Here is a 14,541-nt window from a genome sequence, read left to right as displayed (position 1 = left end):
TGAATTTTGAAATCATAATTGAAACAATTTTTCATTTCGTTTTATTATTTGGTATTGCTCTAAAGATGAGGTAAATTTATTAAAAAACAAAAAGCATAGCCCAAACGAACAAGAAAGTTATGAAGAAGAAATTGGAAGCAGAACTTATAAGCATTGCTCATAGGATATTACAGCTTAAGGACAGATCAACCTTACCTCAATTACAAGAAGAGGCGAGACAGCTATATGAAAAACTGAGTATTTTAAACTTTACTGAGTCTCATTTTGAAGATGTTCAACCCACAATAGGGCAGATCAAAAGTGTTTTAGAAGGGCAAAATACGTCAGAGATTCAAGAAGAAATTATAAAAGAGGTAGCGCCTAAACCGATTATAAGCCTTCATGAAGAACCCGAGTTAGAGGATACTTCAGAAACCATGTTTAATCTTGGGAATAATACAATTGAAGGATTTGTAGAAGAAATTGAGGAACAAAAACCTGAAATTATTATCGAAAAGATTAATGAAAAAGTGACTGAGGATCTTTTTGTACCTGTGCCTAAATTTACCGAAGAAAATGTTTCATTATCTGAGCCTGTATTTGAGAAAAACGATAAAGAAGAGATAGGAATGGCTCCGCAGAGCATGCCTATTTTAGATAAAGTAAATGACATAGACGAAAAACCTAAATCATTAAATGATCAATTAAAAAAAGGAATTAACATTGGATTAAATGATCGATTGGCTTTTATAAAACATTTATTTGATGGTAGTTCTACTGATTATAACCGAGTACTTTCCCAACTTAACACACTAAACAGTAAGAGTGGAGCGCGACAATTTATTAAAAACATGGTGAAGCCGGATTATAATAATTGGAAAGGGAAAGAGGAATATGAAGAGCGTTTTATCGAGATTGTAACCAACAAATATGAATTTTAGATAGGTATTATTCTTTTTAGTAACTAAGATTCTCAAAAAAATAAAAATAATTTATATGAAAATTATCTACTGGATTGCTACTGTTGCGATGTGTGGAATTATGCTATTTTCTGCACAAATGTATTTTAGAAATACAGAAATGGTACGTGGTTTTTTTGAAACCCTAGGATATCCTACTTATATAGTGATTCCACTTGCGATTGCTAAAATATTAGGAATTATTACTATTCTTACTAATAAAATAAAATGGTTAAAAGAATGGGCGTATGCAGGATTCTTTTTTGATATGGTACTAGCGTATACTGCACATTATATGAAAGATGATGGACAAGGGTTATTTGCTACTTTGGGATTGATATTCCTTATTATATCCTATGTAACCGGAAAAAAAGTAAGGCCCTGATACATGTCTAAATTATTCTTAGTCCCGACTCCTATCGGCAATCTCGAAGACATGACTTTTAGAGCTATTAAAGTACTAAAAGAAGTTGATCTAATCCTAGCCGAAGATACTCGCACCAGTGGAAAACTGCTAAAGCATTATGAAATCATGACACACATGCAAAGTCATCATATGCATAATGAACACAAAACCACAGAAAGCATTATCCGAAGATTACAAAGCGGTGAAAATATTGCACTAATAAGTGATGCAGGAACACCAGCAATTAGTGATCCTGGTTTTTTATTGACCAGAGCTTGTGTAGAAAATAAAATTGAAGTAGAATGTTTGCCTGGAGCAACTGCATTTGTTCCTGCTTTGGTTAATAGTGGTTTGCCTAATGATAAGTTTGTTTTTGAAGGATTCCTTCCGGTAAAAAAAGGAAGACAAACCAGAATGAAGGTATTGGTTGAAGAAACCCGAACCATGATTTTTTATGAATCCCCTCATAAACTCATAAAAACACTTGGGAGTTTTGTAGAATACTTTGGAGCAGGTAGATTAGTTTCAGTATCAAGAGAATTAAGTAAACTCCACGAAGAAACAGTTCGAGGAACTGCAAAAGAAGTACTTTCTCATTTTGAAAATAAACCTCCCAAAGGAGAAATTGTTATTGTTGTTGCAGGTAATAAATAATATATGACTATATCAGAATTTATTAAAAAACTTAGAAGTACTCCAAAAGAAATTCTTTTTCAGGAGACAATGAGTGTCATAGATGCACACTATATTTTTGAAAAGGTATCATTTACTAATGGAGAAGTAATCAACGAAGCTGGACAAAATTCGGGTTCTTGTAAACTATTTTCTTTTGCGAAACTTCAAAATCTAACTAAGGAAGAAACATTATATTGTTTTGGAGAGCATTATCAAAATGTTATAGAGCATCCAGAAGGAAATGATCATCAAAACATTCGCAATTTTATGAAATCTGGTTGGGAAGGGATTTCTTTTAATACATCGCCATTAATAGAGAAGTAAATTCAATTTCACCTAGTTACTTCCTTTAAGTTTTTTAGCAATCTCCCCTAATGATAGTTGTTGTTCAGGATTTATTAGTAAGGAAGAAAAAGGATCAGTATTTAGAGTAGCAGCGATCAGGACCTCTTCTTTTTTTGCATCCTCAATCAACGCCAAATTAATTTGTTTGTCTAATTCATAATTGGGATTATGAACGGGCATTTTGGATTTAGATTCAGGAGTATAAACAGGCATCTGATTATAATTAGTAAGGCTTTGTGTATCTATAAAGTTATTCTTTTCTTTTGTAACTTTTTCTTGACTATGAACACCAATAGTTAGAAAGCAAGCCGAAATTAGAAACAGATATGTAAGAATAGAAGAATTCATAATGAATAATTTTGTGAAATATAAAATTACATATTTTGTTTTAAAGACAGTAAATAAATTTAAAAATTACAAGTATCTCTAAACGTTTTGATTATACCATCATTATTGTTGCCATAGTCGTTATTGTATTATGGCAGTTACCATATTTCGGATGGGTTCAATATCCTTTTCGATTATTAGGAACATGGTTTCATGAGATGGGTCACGGACTTACCGCATTGTTAGTAGGTGGAAGTTTTGAGTATTTAGAGATTTACGAAAACGGTGGTGGTGTTGCCTACTATCACTTAGGAGGAAGCTATTTAGCACCTTTTATTGGTAATGCATTGGTGGCTGCCGGTGGATTATTGGGCCCAGCAGTTGTTGGAGCGTTATTAATTGCATCAGCAAAATCACATAGAAGTTCCATGATCGCTCTTAGAATATTGATAGGTGTCATGATACTTTCATTGCTTATATGGATCAGGTCTTTTTGGGGAGTTGCAGTAATGAGTAGTTTTGCTGTGCTTTTATTTATTATTACGTTATTCAAAAGTAGAAAGTTAGAAGTAGTTGTAATTCTGTTTTTAGGCTTACAGTCTGTGTTAAGTACTTATCTTCAATTAGATTACTTATTTACCAAACAATTCGAAAGAGAAGGCGTAATTCAGATTTCTGATACACAAGCTATTGCTGAAAATACAATCGGGACCTATTGGATATGGGCGATATTGATCATTTTGATGAGCGCATACCTACTTTGGAAAAGCTTTCTGTATTATTTTAAAAAGTAACAACCCGAATCGATAGATTCAGGTTGTTTTTGAAAATGCATATGCTATTAGCAAGAGATTTTTGCATATTTAGGATCTAATGTTGTTCCATAAACTTTATAACATTCTGTTACCGGTTTGTCATAGTTTTTTGTGAAAATTGTAGACCAACCAAACGCCCAGTTTTCTTCCACTTTTAGGTGGATAGAAGTCGCTCCTTCTGGAATAGTTTCTGACTTATTTACGCCTAGTGAGATGTCTCCTGAGTGTTTGCTAAACTCTTTACCATTTAATTGGTATGAAAGTGTAAATCGTGCCACATATCCTCCTTCGCATCGTATAAGAATAGATCCTGTTTGTTTTGCGTCTAAGTGAGATAATACCGCTTCTTTTAATTCCATGATTTGTTTTTTTATACTTCTACTCTATTTATAATTTGGCTTTTCGAATCCGCCGTTGTAATCAAAAAAAATAGCTACTCTTTTAATGTTTTGTTTTTAATCACATTCAAAATTATTGCAACTATTTGTTTCTCAAGAGCGTAGAAGTTTCCGTTTTTTAAAACGGGTATTTGCCGTAATCGCACAGTAGAATTACAGATTCTAAAAACAAGGAATAGTACGTATAAATGAATTTTGATACATACATACGTGTGAAACAGAAATTATAAGCACGTGGTAAATACGTGTTTTTTAATGGTTATTACCCGTTAATTAGATCATTATTAGTTACAATCTTGTTTTTTATGTAGTTTTAAAGGGATAAACCAATTTAACGTAATAAATTTTCACACAAATGGAACAAGCAATAGAACTAGATCAGACACTGACTAAGCAACAATCGGATAATATAAAACGATGGGAACAAGAAGAGGTTTTGTTACTAGCAAGACATTTTCAGCGATTAAATAATGACACTAAATCATCAAGTAGTTACTATACTCGTACGAATCGTTTTATGATGAGTGATAGTGATTTGAAATGCTTAAATAAATTAAAAGATATTACAAGTATTCGAATTTTTATGAGTTTGGAAAAGGAGGATAAAACCAAATTCACGTTTTGTCCCATCATAGAAATAACAACTACTACCAGAAAGCATCCTTTTTGTTTTTCTCTTATACCCGAATTTTATGAATCGGAACCATTACATATGAATAATAAAAGTGCGGACGGCGGAGGAAGGTTAGTTCCGGGTATTTTTAAAGAAATGATTGTAGCAAACTGGAATAATGTAGAGGATAATCTAATTGACGATCTTTTTGTGGCAAAAGATGAGAGAACAAGATTGTTAATGCGCGTTAATTTTTTTGATGTTAGTAGTGATCTAGTATTAGAGCTTTTTAATGGTACATTTCGTAATAATATTAAAAGATTTATAATGTATCCTGGGATTGATATGAATAAATTTCAGAATCGTAATATGATTTCATTTACACCTGTATTGGGAGTTATTCCTAAGAAAAAAGTAAAAACAGAAATTATATCAAGACATGGATTAGCAGAATTTGGAGATGAAGAAGTTTTTATAGAGTATTCTAGTCCTTGTCCACCTACTTGTCCTAAAGAATAGTATATAAAAATAAAATACTAATGAGTAAAGAGCTTTTTGATAGTTTACGCCTAATTTCATCTTTTATAGTTGTTATACCGTTAGTATTATCCATATTTAAGTATAAGTCATTACATAAAATACAACTAAAACTAGTTTACTTACTTGTAGTTGTTTTTGTAGTTGAATTTATTGCTAACATATTATGGTATCAAAAAATAAATAACTTACCGTTGTATCATTTTTACTCAATCATAGAGTTTTTGTTGATCATTAACATATATAGAACCGTATTATCAAAAACATTTTCAAAACAGTTTTTCATCATTTTAGCTACTGCTTTTACAATATTTGCGGTTGTTAACACCTTGTTTTTTCAGGATCTAAAGACATTTAATTCTAACGTTACAACACTTTTGGGAGTAATCGTAATATTTCTTGCGTTAAGTTATTTTTATACTTTATTGAAAGAAGTAAAATATAGTGCGTTAGAAACAAATCCTATGTTTTGGATCAATTCTGGATTTTTGATTTATTTTTCCAGTAACTTAATACTGTTTTTTATTAATAATAATATGTTTAAGGGGTCTACAGAGGCAAGTTATCTTGTTTGGGGGCTTCATGCAATTGTAAACATAGTACTAATGTTATTTTATATTACTGCGCTATGGGTGAACCCGAAGAAGCAATAACGTTAAAGATCATCATCATCGGTATGGTAGTGATTTTTTTATTATCACTATCGGTGATTGTGTTTTTTATTATATACCAACGTAGGTTACTGGCTCAGCAAAAAAGGTATCAAAAAGCAGAATCAGATTATCAGAAGGAATTGCTTAAAACATCTATCCAAAGCCAGGAGGCTGAACGAACCAGAATAGCCAAAGAACTGCACGATGATGTAGGAGCGATGCTCACAACCACCAAATTATATATTGGGCAGATAACACCAGAGTTAGCGCCAGAAGAGCTAACAGGAATAGCTCATAAAATCGGAGGTTTTTTTGATGACATGATTAGAAGTGTTAGAGGGATTTCTCAAGATTTAAGACCTGTAGTATTGGAGAAGTTGGGATTTATCGAGGCTATTGATAGCTTGGTACAAACAGTACGAGACTCAGGAAAGATTAAAATTTCATTTACTAATAATACAACTTCTAGTGTAGCCAAAACAAAGGAGTTAAATCTTTATAGAATTATACAAGAGTTGATTACCAATACATTAAAACATGCAGAAGCCTCAAGTATAAAGATTGAAATGAAGAATCAAAATAATGTATTGATTATAGTCTATGAAGATAATGGAAAAGGATTGGATGAAAAACAACTTCAATTCAGAAAGGGATTGGGACTAAAAAATATAGAAAGTAGGTTATCCGTTTTGTCCGGAACGATTAGTTTTCTGGAAGAAAAATCAGGAATGAAAGTTCGGCTGGAAATACCATAGTATAAATGTTATAAGCACTCTTAACAACCTAAATAAATACCCATGGAAATTATTAAACTAGGATTAATAGATGATCATAATTTATTCCGGGAAGGAATCAAGTCATTGCTGGATAAAATGAATAATATAGAGCTGGTTCTAGAAGCTGTGAGTGGGAAGGATTTATTAGCAAAATTAAATAATATCGTTCCTGATGTGATATTGCTAGATCTAGAAATGGAGGAAATGAATGGAGTAGATGCAACTTTAAAAATTAGAGAGTTGTATCCTGATATGAAAGTAATCATACTCACTATGCATAAGGAAGAACGAATGATATCTTATCTGATGGAGGTGGGTGCTAATGGATACTTATTAAAAGACACGAATCAGCAAGAATTGGAAGATGCGATACGATCCGTATGCGAAAAAGGCTTTTATTTTAATCCTTTTGTGTCTCAGGCATTATTAAAAGGGCTTAAAAACAAATCGGCTAAGCCGCCAGTAATTGGTAAAGACTATCATCTTACCACAAGAGAGTTAGAGGTGTTGGAATTAATTACCAAAGAATATACAACTGCGGAAATTGCAGAAGAATTATTTCTGAGTGTACGTACTATAGAAGGACATCGTAAAAACTTAATGACCAAGTTAGAAGTAAAAAATACCGCTGGATTGATCATAAAAGCAGTAAGGGAAAAGATTATTTCTGTTTAGATATTTTTTTTCATATCTCATTAAAACATGAAATTTTAAAATATTCACCACTCAGAGCACTTTTTAGGAGTTGATCAAACAATATGTAATTGTACATCCCAAAAAAGGAATCAATTCATAATTAGAAATATCAGTAGTAAAATATCTCGAAAATGATTTATACCATATATACTTTGATTACAGTAAATTCAAAATACAAGTGGTATTAGAAAAAATTTCTTGTACCTATAAAGTTTTGTCTAAATTCTGAGGGTGTACAATTCTTCTTCTTTTTAAATATACGGTTGAAGTTAGAAATATTATTAAACCCACAACTAAAACAAATTTCAGAAATACTCTCGTTTGTTTCTATTAATTTTCTAGTGGCAAAGCTTAGACGTAAATCATTTACAAATTCAATAAACGTTTTGCCAGTACGTTGCTTGATTAGTCTACTAAACGATATTACAGTCATATTTATTACGGATGCAGCATTTTCAACTTTAATTTTTTGATCATAATTCTCTTTTATATAATTATAAACTTTTTCAATGCGTTTACTGTTGTGAAAATCATTTTGGTCCTCAAAAGAGATGTTAGTTAGCATTTTTTTATTTCTGGAGATAGCTAAATCGTATAGCAGAGATTGAAAATCCAGAAAATTATCAAAACCACTTTTTATGCTAATAAGTTTAAGTTTACTTTCAACATTTCTTGCAGTCTCATCAGAAAATAAAATGCCCTGATTTGCATTTTTAAATAACTCTTTAATGGGTTTAAAAATGTTTTTATTAAGAACCTGAGAATTAAATAAGTATCTAGGAAATTGGATGGTGATTTCGTGCAATACTTGGGTCGTATCATTTTTATAATTTTCCCATCCGTGGTATACATTAGGGCCGAGCATAACAAGTTCATATTCTTCTATTTCTCCAATATGATCCCCAACTATTCTTTTTGCGCCTTTAGCGTTTCGTATAAAATTAATCTCATATTCGGGGTGAAAGTGAATAGGAAAATTAAATTTTTTAAGCTTTCTATCTAATACTAAAAAACAATCATTCTCTTTTAGTGGTGTAATTTCTCTATGGACACCCATCAATAAATACTTTAATTTGAATATAAAGATACAATTTAAATGATTGAATAATATATGTTTATTGTATGTATTTAAGCTGAATTAAACGTTATAATTATTAGACAATAAATGACTTTTAGGTAGTGTTTTATTAGGCTTAATAACTAATGTTATTTTTTGTTAAGTCAATAAATTGCCTGATAGATAAACAATATATTGATAAAATAGTATCATATCTTGATGTAAAAATATTAGCAGTTATTAAGGTATTGGCCTAGTTTTGAAATATGTTTTTGGCAGAAAACTGTAAACACGATATTTATTTATTCAAAGACTGGTGTATTCAGTATTTTGAAATGATTCTAGAAAAACTCAACTTTTTCTCATGAGTCCGGATAAATATGGAGCTTTTATTTCAAACAAAAGTTATGGAAAAGCTAAATAGGCAACTCTGTTATTTTATTTGAAAAGAATATTAAACGATTCTAATGATTTTTTTGACTAAAAATGAAAACAAAAGCATTACCCTTTAAAGTGCCAAATTCCTCGATAGGTACTTTAATAGTTCTGGAGGATAAAGAAATGGTTCTATATGATAGATTACATCTGCATAAAGAAATACAAATATCAATTATAGTTTCAGGAGAAGGAGAATTGATAGTTAGAGATAAGGTAACCAAGTATGAGGCAGGTGATATTTTAATTTTGGGAAGTAACACTCCCCATGTATTTAAAAGCACTTTTTCTGATGAAAAATCTCATAGAATTTCAATCTACTTTACTAAAGAATCATTTGGTGACTCCTTTTTTGAACTATGTGAATTTGAAGGGTTATCGGTTTTTTTTAAAGAGGTATCATATGGACTTAAAGTACTGTCTAAGAAGGATAAATTAAAAAAACAATTTCTTAAGATTATTGAAACAGATAATAAATTAGAACGTTTTACGATTTTTCTTAAAATCCTAAAAATTCTTAATATGGCCGAAACTAAAACCATATCGTCATTTGTTTCTAAACAAATTTATACAAATTATGAAGGAAAACGTATGGCAAAAGTGTTTGAATCAATTATGACTGAATTTAATAGAGATTTTTCGCTGACCGAAGCAGCAGGTATAGCAAATATGACTCCAAATGCTTTTTGTCGCTATTTTAAACAACGAACAAGTAAAACTTTCCTTCAGTTTTTGTTAGAAGTACGTATTGAGAATTCATGTAAGTTATTGTCAAGTGACTCAGATATGACCATATTAGAAGCTTCGCATCATAGCGGTTTTAAAAATCTTTCTAATTTTAATAGAAAATTTAAAGAAATAAAAGGAGTAACTCCCTCTAGGTATAAGAAAAACCCTTACTCACTTAATGCTAAAGGTTAATAATAAAAACTAATATAAAACCTTCTAAAGAGACTTTGGATTTATTAGGTGTTACAAGCTCTTCAGTACTGATCGCAAATTCTTCCATATGGGTTGAAGAACCAACAGACCGAAAGTATATATCTAAATGGTTAAACACTTATAAAGAATCTGGTTTAAAAGAAGATATTGATTATGTTTTTTTTGAATATGGAGGGAATTTAATTGCACATTATTTATAAAACCAAATAGTTAAAGTTAAAAAGACCTCACAGTCCGCCGAGGCGGACTGTGAGGTCTGATCAAATATTCTAATTGTCTAATGATCTAAGAATCCAATCATCTAACAAACTCTATACGTGTTTTCCTTTTTCCCAACCATGTTTCCCAAGATATTGCTCACCTGATTCGATGGCCCCTTCTTCTACGGTGGTTCCCATAGAATCATTCCATCTATTTAAGTAACCAAATAAAGAGATAACACCAAGCATTTCTACAATCTCACCTTCATCCCAATATTTATAAAGCTCCGTTTTGATAGCTTCATCAACATTATTGGGGACTAGAGTTGCAGCAAGGGAAAAATCAAGTGCAGCACGCTCAGCATCACTAAAAGCAGCATGTGTTTTGTACTCCCAGATATTGTCTAATTGTTCTTGCTCTGCACCATAACGTTCTGCAGCACGAATTGCATGAGCCTGACAATATCTACAACCTGTAGCATTACTGCTAACCCAAGCGATCATTCGTTTTAAAGCTGAAGTTACACGACCTTCATTGGCCATAACTGCTTTGTTTAGATTGATAAAAGCTTTAGAGATGGCAGGTCTTCGCTGCATGGTTAATACAGAATTAGGACAAAACCCAAGTGTTTCATTAAAGAATTCAGCCAATTCTTTGGTTTCCTGATCGTGATCAGCTGATAAAGGTGTTACTAATGGCATGTGTATATGTATTTTTGAGTTTATATCGATTCTCAAATGGAGTTGCCGAAATACTAAATTAGATTATTTTGGTTTCAGACAAGGAAGAAAATTTATGGATAACCTTAGTTATCGATCAATTTTGTAACGAAGTATGAGTTCAAAAGAAACAATTTTATATGGTTAATTCATTTGAGAAGCGGTATTAATAATTTTTAGCAAACCAAAATACAAAACTAATATGAAACCGAAAGGAGTAGGGATGTTTTTCGTACTTTGGATTTTTAAATAATTTCGGAACGATAATACCAATGAGATGGACCCTAAAACCAAAAACTGACACCACAATAACCAATAACTTAGCAAAAGAACTAAATGTAGATACAATAATTGCTTCATTATTAGTCCAGAGAGGTATTGAAACCTATGATGAAGCCAAAAGATTTTTTCGACCATCATTAGAAGATTTACACGATCCTTTTTTAATGAAAGATATGGATAAGGCTGTTTCCCGAATTGGGGAAGCAATATCAGATCAAGAAAATATTATGGTATATGGAGATTATGATGTAGATGGAACCACTTCTGTAGCATTAATGTCTTCTTATTTGGAAACGATATCATCTCAGGTGACTACATATATTCCAGATCGTTATGCAGAGGGATATGGAGTCTCTTATCAAGGAATTGATTACGCTTCTGATAATGATATCTCTTTAATTATAGCATTAGATTGTGGAATTAAAGCTATAGAAAAAGTAGCATATGCAAAATCAAAGGGCATCGATTTTATTATCTGTGATCATCACCGACCAGGAACTACAATTCCGGCTGCGGCTGCAGTATTAGATCCTAAAAGAGAAGATTGTGAATACCCTTATAAAGAGTTATGCGGTTGCGGAGTAGGGTTTAAATTAATCCAGGCAATTGCTTTTGGACAAGGACAGTCTATAGAGGATTTGTTATTATATTTGGATCTGGTTGCCACTGCAATAGCTGCAGATATTGTTCCGATAACTGGAGAAAATAGAGCATTGGCATATTTTGGTTTGACAGTGATTAATCAAAATCCAAGAACAGGTTTTAAAGCAATGCTTTCTCAAGTTAAAAAAGAGGTTTTAACGATTACAGATGTAGTATTTACCTTAGCTCCTAGAATTAATGCAGCAGGAAGAATGAAACATGGATTACATGCTGTAAACCTACTTAAGGAAGAAGATCCTGAAATAGCAATGCAGTATGCTTCAGAAATAGAAACGTATAATAGTGATCGAAAAGATGCGGATAAAAGTATTACAGAGGAAGCTTTAGAGCAAATAATCCAAAATACTGAGGAAGAGAGATTCACTACCGTTGTATATGATGAAAATTGGCATAAAGGTGTTATCGGAATCGTTGCATCCAGATTAATAGAAACCTATTATCGTCCTACGTTGGTTTTTACTAAAAGTGGGGATAAACTTGCTGCCTCTGCTCGATCCGTAAAAGGATTTGATGTTTACAATGCTTTGGATGCTTGTTCGGAACACATAGAACAGTTTGGAGGTCATAAATACGCTGCTGGATTGACACTTAGAGAAGAGCAATACGAAGGGTTCAAACAAAAATTTGAACAGGTGGTATCAACTACTATTGATAAAAAATTATTGACTCCAGAAATTCTGATAGATGGGATAATGGAATTCGACCAGATCTCTCCTAAGTTTTTTAGGATTCTAAAACAATTCGCACCATTTGGACCAGGAAATATGACGCCAGTTTTTATGACTGAAAATGTAAAGGATACTGGATATGCAAAATGTGTTGGAGCTGATGAGAAACATCTAAAGTGTAAAGTACAGAAAAACGGATTAGCTATTGGAGCCATTGGTTTTAATCTTGGGCCAAAATATAATACAATCACAGAAAGCCAAAAATTTAAAGTTGCCTATACGATTGATGAAAATGAATGGAATGGAACTGTATCATTACAATTGAAACTTAAAGATATAATTTAATTTATTTTTATTTAGATTAATTCTAAATAATTTAATATTTTTGAATCAAATACGATTCAGGATGAGTGCTATTGATAAAATTTACAGTAACAAAGTTGGTATTTCTTTTTTTTGGAAAAAGCAACAAGCTACCAGTTCACCAAAAGTTCAATTGGTATTTAGAGATATTGGATTTTTACTTACGCTAAATGAGCTAAAGGATTTTTCGGAAGCATGCAGAATTACTGAAGAGTCTCAGTGTTGTGACCAATGCGAAGGAAATCAAAATTGTAGGTCATTGTTACTTAGAACACCATCTGATAAAATTGACTTAGCTATAAGTAAAGATGAGCTTGAGCAGGTACAGGAACTAATAAATGGCACTGTTTTTAGAATAGAATTACAGCATTGGGTAACGAATGCTGGTCTTAACTAACTAGTACTATCTAAGAAAATCCAGAATTTTATAGGAGATCTCTTCTGCTTTTGTCTCTTGGATGAAATGTTTTTCATCAATAAAATGAATATCTGCTTCATCTATTTTAAGAGCATTCGCCACTTTGGTTTGCTGTGGAGTCCATTGCAACATAGTATCATGAATCCCCCAAATTACAGCGACAGGAATATCTATACTTTCGAAAACTAAGGAGTAGTCAGGGAAGTAATTACAAGTTCTAGTAAAGAAATAGTACATCCCATCAGTTTTACCCTCTAACAATGGAGTTTTGTAGCCTTCTACATCTATTTCATTTAATGTGTTTTCTTTAAGACCTTCCTTAAAGAGTGTTTTCAATAGCGTATTAGTGGTAACTCCATTACGATAAGACCACATGGCAGCTTTAGCTGCGGGACCTGGACTAAATCGTATAGGTGGATAAAAACCTTCTTCATACAGTAGCGTATTTAGTACGATAAGTTCTTCAATTCTTTTTGGAGCCTGATTAAAAAGTTCCCAGGTCCATACACCACCTACATCGTGCATAACGTGCGACCAATATTCGATACCTAATCCATCCATGAGCGCAAGAAGCCTTTTTGCGTGCTCTTTTTCACTATAAATTTTATATCCTTCAGGAGAATCACTAGCGCCATAGCCTAACATATCCGGAACAATAACACGGTAACCTCCTGCTACTAGTGGATCGATCATTTTACGATATAACCAACCAGAAGTAGGAACTCCATGAAGTAGCACAATTACAGGACCACTTCCTTTATCGATATATTTTATGATACCATCTTTACTGGGGAAAGATCGTTGTTGAGCCCTAAATTCTTCATAAGTCATCTGACCTTTTCTGATTTTGGTATCTTGATACGGTTTGCACCCAAAAACGATTACTACGATTAGAAGTAATAAAGAAAGCTTCTTCATTTAGAATGATAATTTGTGAGGCAGCAATTTACTTAAAATCATTTTTTTATGCTATCACATTTAACAAATTTATACTACTTACTTTTCAGGGATATATTAATGTCAGGAATATGATCCTGTTTTTTAGACTTCTTTTAAAGTATATTTTCTATTGTTATCTCATTTCCATTGAAACTAAAATGATCTCCAATTGTTTTTCCTAACAACAATTTCCCAATAGGAGTATTGGCAGCTATTGCAAAATAGGCGGCATTATCAATAGTGATTTCTCCTACTGAAATACTTAAATAATAATTTCCTTTGGAGGTTTTTGCAATGTTTCCTAATCGCATAACCTTAGAAGATGAGTGTGTGTCGATTTTAGCTAAAATCTCCTGTAACTGCTGTACTTGGGCTAATTGCGCCCCTGCTTTTTCTCTTTCTAACTGAAGCATAGCTCTTCCGGTTTCATGTTTGTCACCAGCGCTACTTTTTGTTTCAGAGGTCAATGATTCCTGTATATTGGAAATCCTATTTTGAATGCGGTTATGGCGATCTTGCACAAATTGCTCACAATGATCGTATAGTTCTTCTTTTATTTTTTTCAAAAAAATGGGTTTAAATTTCAATATAGAATAACCTCGATAATTGTACAAATATTATTGTAGCGTATTATATCGAAAAAAAGAGAAGCAGCCCATAATTGGACTACCTCTC

General features: G+C 32.2%; 19 protein-coding genes. 13 read left to right on the top strand and 6 right to left on the bottom strand.

Going from position 1 to position 14,541, the window contains the following annotated elements; all coding sequences use genetic code 11:
• Positions 1–119: 119 nt before the first annotated feature.
• From Q0975_RS08980 to Q0975_RS08965, 4 genes are read left to right on the top strand one after another with little or no spacing between them, the layout of a single operon-like run.
• Positions 120–920 carry a hypothetical protein gene (locus Q0975_RS08980; RefSeq protein ID WP_299435463.1) on the top strand — a complete coding sequence of 267 codons (801 nt, stop codon included), beginning with the start codon at positions 120–122 and terminating at the stop codon, positions 918–920.
• A gap of 55 nt (positions 921–975) precedes the next feature.
• A complete protein-coding gene (locus tag Q0975_RS08975; RefSeq protein ID WP_366888458.1) occupies positions 976–1,323 on the top strand; it encodes a DoxX family protein in 348 nt (115 codons plus the stop codon).
• Between the two features lie 3 nt (positions 1,324–1,326).
• Positions 1,327–1,998, top strand: coding sequence for a 16S rRNA (cytidine(1402)-2'-O)-methyltransferase (rsmI, locus tag Q0975_RS08970; protein WP_299435461.1), 672 nt, complete (start codon positions 1,327–1,329; stop codon positions 1,996–1,998).
• 3 nt (positions 1,999–2,001) lie between these two features.
• Positions 2,002–2,343 carry a HopJ type III effector protein gene (locus Q0975_RS08965; RefSeq protein ID WP_299435459.1) on the top strand — a complete coding sequence of 114 codons (342 nt, stop codon included), beginning with the start codon at positions 2,002–2,004 and terminating at the stop codon, positions 2,341–2,343.
• Positions 2,344–2,355: 12 nt separating this feature from the next.
• On the opposite strand, the gene Q0975_RS08960 is transcribed toward Q0975_RS08965, so the two are convergent.
• On the bottom strand, positions 2,356–2,712 hold the full coding sequence (locus Q0975_RS08960; protein ID WP_299435457.1) for a hypothetical protein: 357 nt from the start codon (positions 2,710–2,712) through the stop codon (positions 2,356–2,358).
• Between the two features lie 53 nt (positions 2,713–2,765).
• On the opposite strand from Q0975_RS08960, the gene Q0975_RS08955 reads away from it, so the two are divergent.
• Entirely contained in the window at positions 2,766–3,485 is a 720-nt protein-coding gene (locus Q0975_RS08955; protein ID WP_366888535.1) for a M50 family metallopeptidase, read from the top strand.
• A gap of 47 nt (positions 3,486–3,532) precedes the next feature.
• On the opposite strand, the gene Q0975_RS08950 is transcribed toward Q0975_RS08955, so the two are convergent.
• Positions 3,533–3,865 (bottom strand): hypothetical protein, encoded by a 333-nt coding sequence (locus tag Q0975_RS08950; protein ID WP_299435455.1) that lies wholly within the window; start codon positions 3,863–3,865, stop codon positions 3,533–3,535.
• A 394-nt stretch (positions 3,866–4,259) separates the two neighbouring features.
• Here Q0975_RS08950 and Q0975_RS08945 point away from each other — a divergent pair, with 394 nt between their 5' ends.
• Genes Q0975_RS08945 through Q0975_RS08930 form a run of 4 tightly spaced genes read left to right on the top strand, consistent with a single transcriptional unit; the run spans position 4,260 to position 7,158 of the window.
• The gene (locus Q0975_RS08945) at positions 4,260–5,036 is read left to right on the top strand and encodes a hypothetical protein (RefSeq protein ID WP_299435453.1); all 777 of its coding nucleotides are present in this window, start codon (positions 4,260–4,262) and stop codon (positions 5,034–5,036) included.
• A gap of 20 nt (positions 5,037–5,056) precedes the next feature.
• Positions 5,057–5,707: a hypothetical protein gene (locus tag Q0975_RS08940; RefSeq protein WP_299435451.1), complete on the top strand. Its 651-nt coding sequence runs from the start codon at positions 5,057–5,059 to the stop codon at positions 5,705–5,707.
• On the top strand, positions 5,683–6,462 hold the full coding sequence (locus Q0975_RS08935; protein ID WP_299435449.1) for an ATP-binding protein: 780 nt from the start codon (positions 5,683–5,685) through the stop codon (positions 6,460–6,462). Before Q0975_RS08940 ends, Q0975_RS08935 begins: the two co-directional genes overlap by 25 nt.
• Before the next feature lie 42 nt (positions 6,463–6,504).
• Entirely contained in the window at positions 6,505–7,158 is a 654-nt protein-coding gene (locus Q0975_RS08930) for a response regulator transcription factor (protein WP_299435447.1), read from the top strand.
• 205 nt (positions 7,159–7,363) lie between these two features.
• On the opposite strand, the gene Q0975_RS08925 is transcribed toward Q0975_RS08930, so the two are convergent.
• Positions 7,364–8,236: an AraC family transcriptional regulator gene (locus Q0975_RS08925; RefSeq protein WP_299435445.1), complete on the bottom strand. Its 873-nt coding sequence runs from the start codon at positions 8,234–8,236 to the stop codon at positions 7,364–7,366.
• A 486-nt stretch (positions 8,237–8,722) separates the two neighbouring features.
• On the opposite strand from Q0975_RS08925, the gene Q0975_RS08920 reads away from it, so the two are divergent.
• Positions 8,723–9,592 carry an AraC family transcriptional regulator gene (locus Q0975_RS08920; protein WP_299435443.1) on the top strand — a complete coding sequence of 290 codons (870 nt, stop codon included), beginning with the start codon at positions 8,723–8,725 and terminating at the stop codon, positions 9,590–9,592.
• Between the two features lie 35 nt (positions 9,593–9,627).
• A complete protein-coding gene (locus tag Q0975_RS08915) occupies positions 9,628–9,813 on the top strand; it encodes a hypothetical protein (protein ID WP_299435441.1) in 186 nt (61 codons plus the stop codon).
• Positions 9,814–9,924: 111 nt separating this feature from the next.
• Here Q0975_RS08915 and Q0975_RS08910 read toward each other — a convergent pair whose 3' ends face one another.
• Positions 9,925–10,515 (bottom strand): carboxymuconolactone decarboxylase family protein, encoded by a 591-nt coding sequence (locus Q0975_RS08910; protein ID WP_299435439.1) that lies wholly within the window; start codon positions 10,513–10,515, stop codon positions 9,925–9,927.
• Positions 10,516–10,805: 290 nt separating this feature from the next.
• On the opposite strand from Q0975_RS08910, the gene recJ reads away from it, so the two are divergent.
• Both recJ and Q0975_RS08900 read left to right on the top strand, forming a co-directional pair.
• Positions 10,806–12,491, top strand: a complete 1,686-nt coding sequence (gene recJ, locus Q0975_RS08905) for a single-stranded-DNA-specific exonuclease RecJ (RefSeq protein ID WP_299435437.1) — start codon at positions 10,806–10,808, stop codon at positions 12,489–12,491.
• A gap of 61 nt (positions 12,492–12,552) precedes the next feature.
• Positions 12,553–12,906: a hypothetical protein gene (locus Q0975_RS08900; RefSeq protein WP_299435435.1), complete on the top strand. Its 354-nt coding sequence runs from the start codon at positions 12,553–12,555 to the stop codon at positions 12,904–12,906.
• 6 nt (positions 12,907–12,912) lie between these two features.
• Here the strand turns inward: Q0975_RS08900 and Q0975_RS08895 are convergent, their stop codons facing one another.
• Together Q0975_RS08895 and Q0975_RS08890 are read right to left on the bottom strand one after the other, a co-directional pair.
• Positions 12,913–13,845 carry an alpha/beta hydrolase gene (locus Q0975_RS08895; RefSeq protein WP_299435433.1) on the bottom strand — a complete coding sequence of 311 codons (933 nt, stop codon included), beginning with the start codon at positions 13,843–13,845 and terminating at the stop codon, positions 12,913–12,915.
• Between the two features lie 134 nt (positions 13,846–13,979).
• Positions 13,980–14,432 (bottom strand): 3-oxoacyl-ACP synthase, encoded by a 453-nt coding sequence (locus tag Q0975_RS08890; RefSeq protein WP_299435431.1) that lies wholly within the window; start codon positions 14,430–14,432, stop codon positions 13,980–13,982.
• Positions 14,433–14,541: the final 109 nt, after the last annotated feature.

The sequence above is a fragment of the uncultured Aquimarina sp. genome (assembly GCF_947500065.1).
GTDB lineage: Bacteria > Bacteroidota > Bacteroidia > Flavobacteriales > Flavobacteriaceae > Aquimarina.
The sequence above is the reverse complement of the archived record's forward strand: the minus strand, read 5'-3'. Positions and strand labels throughout refer to the sequence as shown.

What these genes read in the sequence shown, in the direction of transcription:
- Q0975_RS08980 (WP_299435463.1), top strand. Translation starts at nt 120, where the DNA reads ATGAAGAAGAAATTGGAAGCAGAACTTATAAGCATTGCTCATAGGATA.
- Q0975_RS08975 (WP_366888458.1), top strand. Translation starts at nt 976, where the DNA reads ATGAAAATTATCTACTGGATTGCTACTGTTGCGATGTGTGGAATTATG.
- rsmI (WP_299435461.1), top strand. Translation starts at nt 1,327, where the DNA reads ATGTCTAAATTATTCTTAGTCCCGACTCCTATCGGCAATCTCGAAGAC.
- Q0975_RS08965 (WP_299435459.1), top strand. Translation starts at nt 2,002, where the DNA reads ATGACTATATCAGAATTTATTAAAAAACTTAGAAGTACTCCAAAAGAA.
- Q0975_RS08960 (WP_299435457.1), bottom strand. Translation starts at nt 2,712, where the DNA reads ATGAATTCTTCTATTCTTACATATCTGTTTCTAATTTCGGCTTGCTTT.
- Q0975_RS08950 (WP_299435455.1), bottom strand. Translation starts at nt 3,865, where the DNA reads ATGGAATTAAAAGAAGCGGTATTATCTCACTTAGACGCAAAACAAACA.
- Q0975_RS08945 (WP_299435453.1), top strand. Translation starts at nt 4,260, where the DNA reads ATGGAACAAGCAATAGAACTAGATCAGACACTGACTAAGCAACAATCG.
- Q0975_RS08940 (WP_299435451.1), top strand. Translation starts at nt 5,057, where the DNA reads ATGAGTAAAGAGCTTTTTGATAGTTTACGCCTAATTTCATCTTTTATA.
- Q0975_RS08935 (WP_299435449.1), top strand. Translation starts at nt 5,683, where the DNA reads ATGGGTGAACCCGAAGAAGCAATAACGTTAAAGATCATCATCATCGGT.
- Q0975_RS08930 (WP_299435447.1), top strand. Translation starts at nt 6,505, where the DNA reads ATGGAAATTATTAAACTAGGATTAATAGATGATCATAATTTATTCCGG.
- Q0975_RS08925 (WP_299435445.1), bottom strand. Translation starts at nt 8,236, where the DNA reads ATGGGTGTCCATAGAGAAATTACACCACTAAAAGAGAATGATTGTTTT.
- Q0975_RS08920 (WP_299435443.1), top strand. Translation starts at nt 8,723, where the DNA reads ATGAAAACAAAAGCATTACCCTTTAAAGTGCCAAATTCCTCGATAGGT.
- Q0975_RS08910 (WP_299435439.1), bottom strand. Translation starts at nt 10,515, where the DNA reads ATGCCATTAGTAACACCTTTATCAGCTGATCACGATCAGGAAACCAAA.
- recJ (WP_299435437.1), top strand. Translation starts at nt 10,806, where the DNA reads ATGAGATGGACCCTAAAACCAAAAACTGACACCACAATAACCAATAAC.
- Q0975_RS08900 (WP_299435435.1), top strand. Translation starts at nt 12,553, where the DNA reads ATGAGTGCTATTGATAAAATTTACAGTAACAAAGTTGGTATTTCTTTT.
- Q0975_RS08895 (WP_299435433.1), bottom strand. Translation starts at nt 13,845, where the DNA reads ATGAAGAAGCTTTCTTTATTACTTCTAATCGTAGTAATCGTTTTTGGG.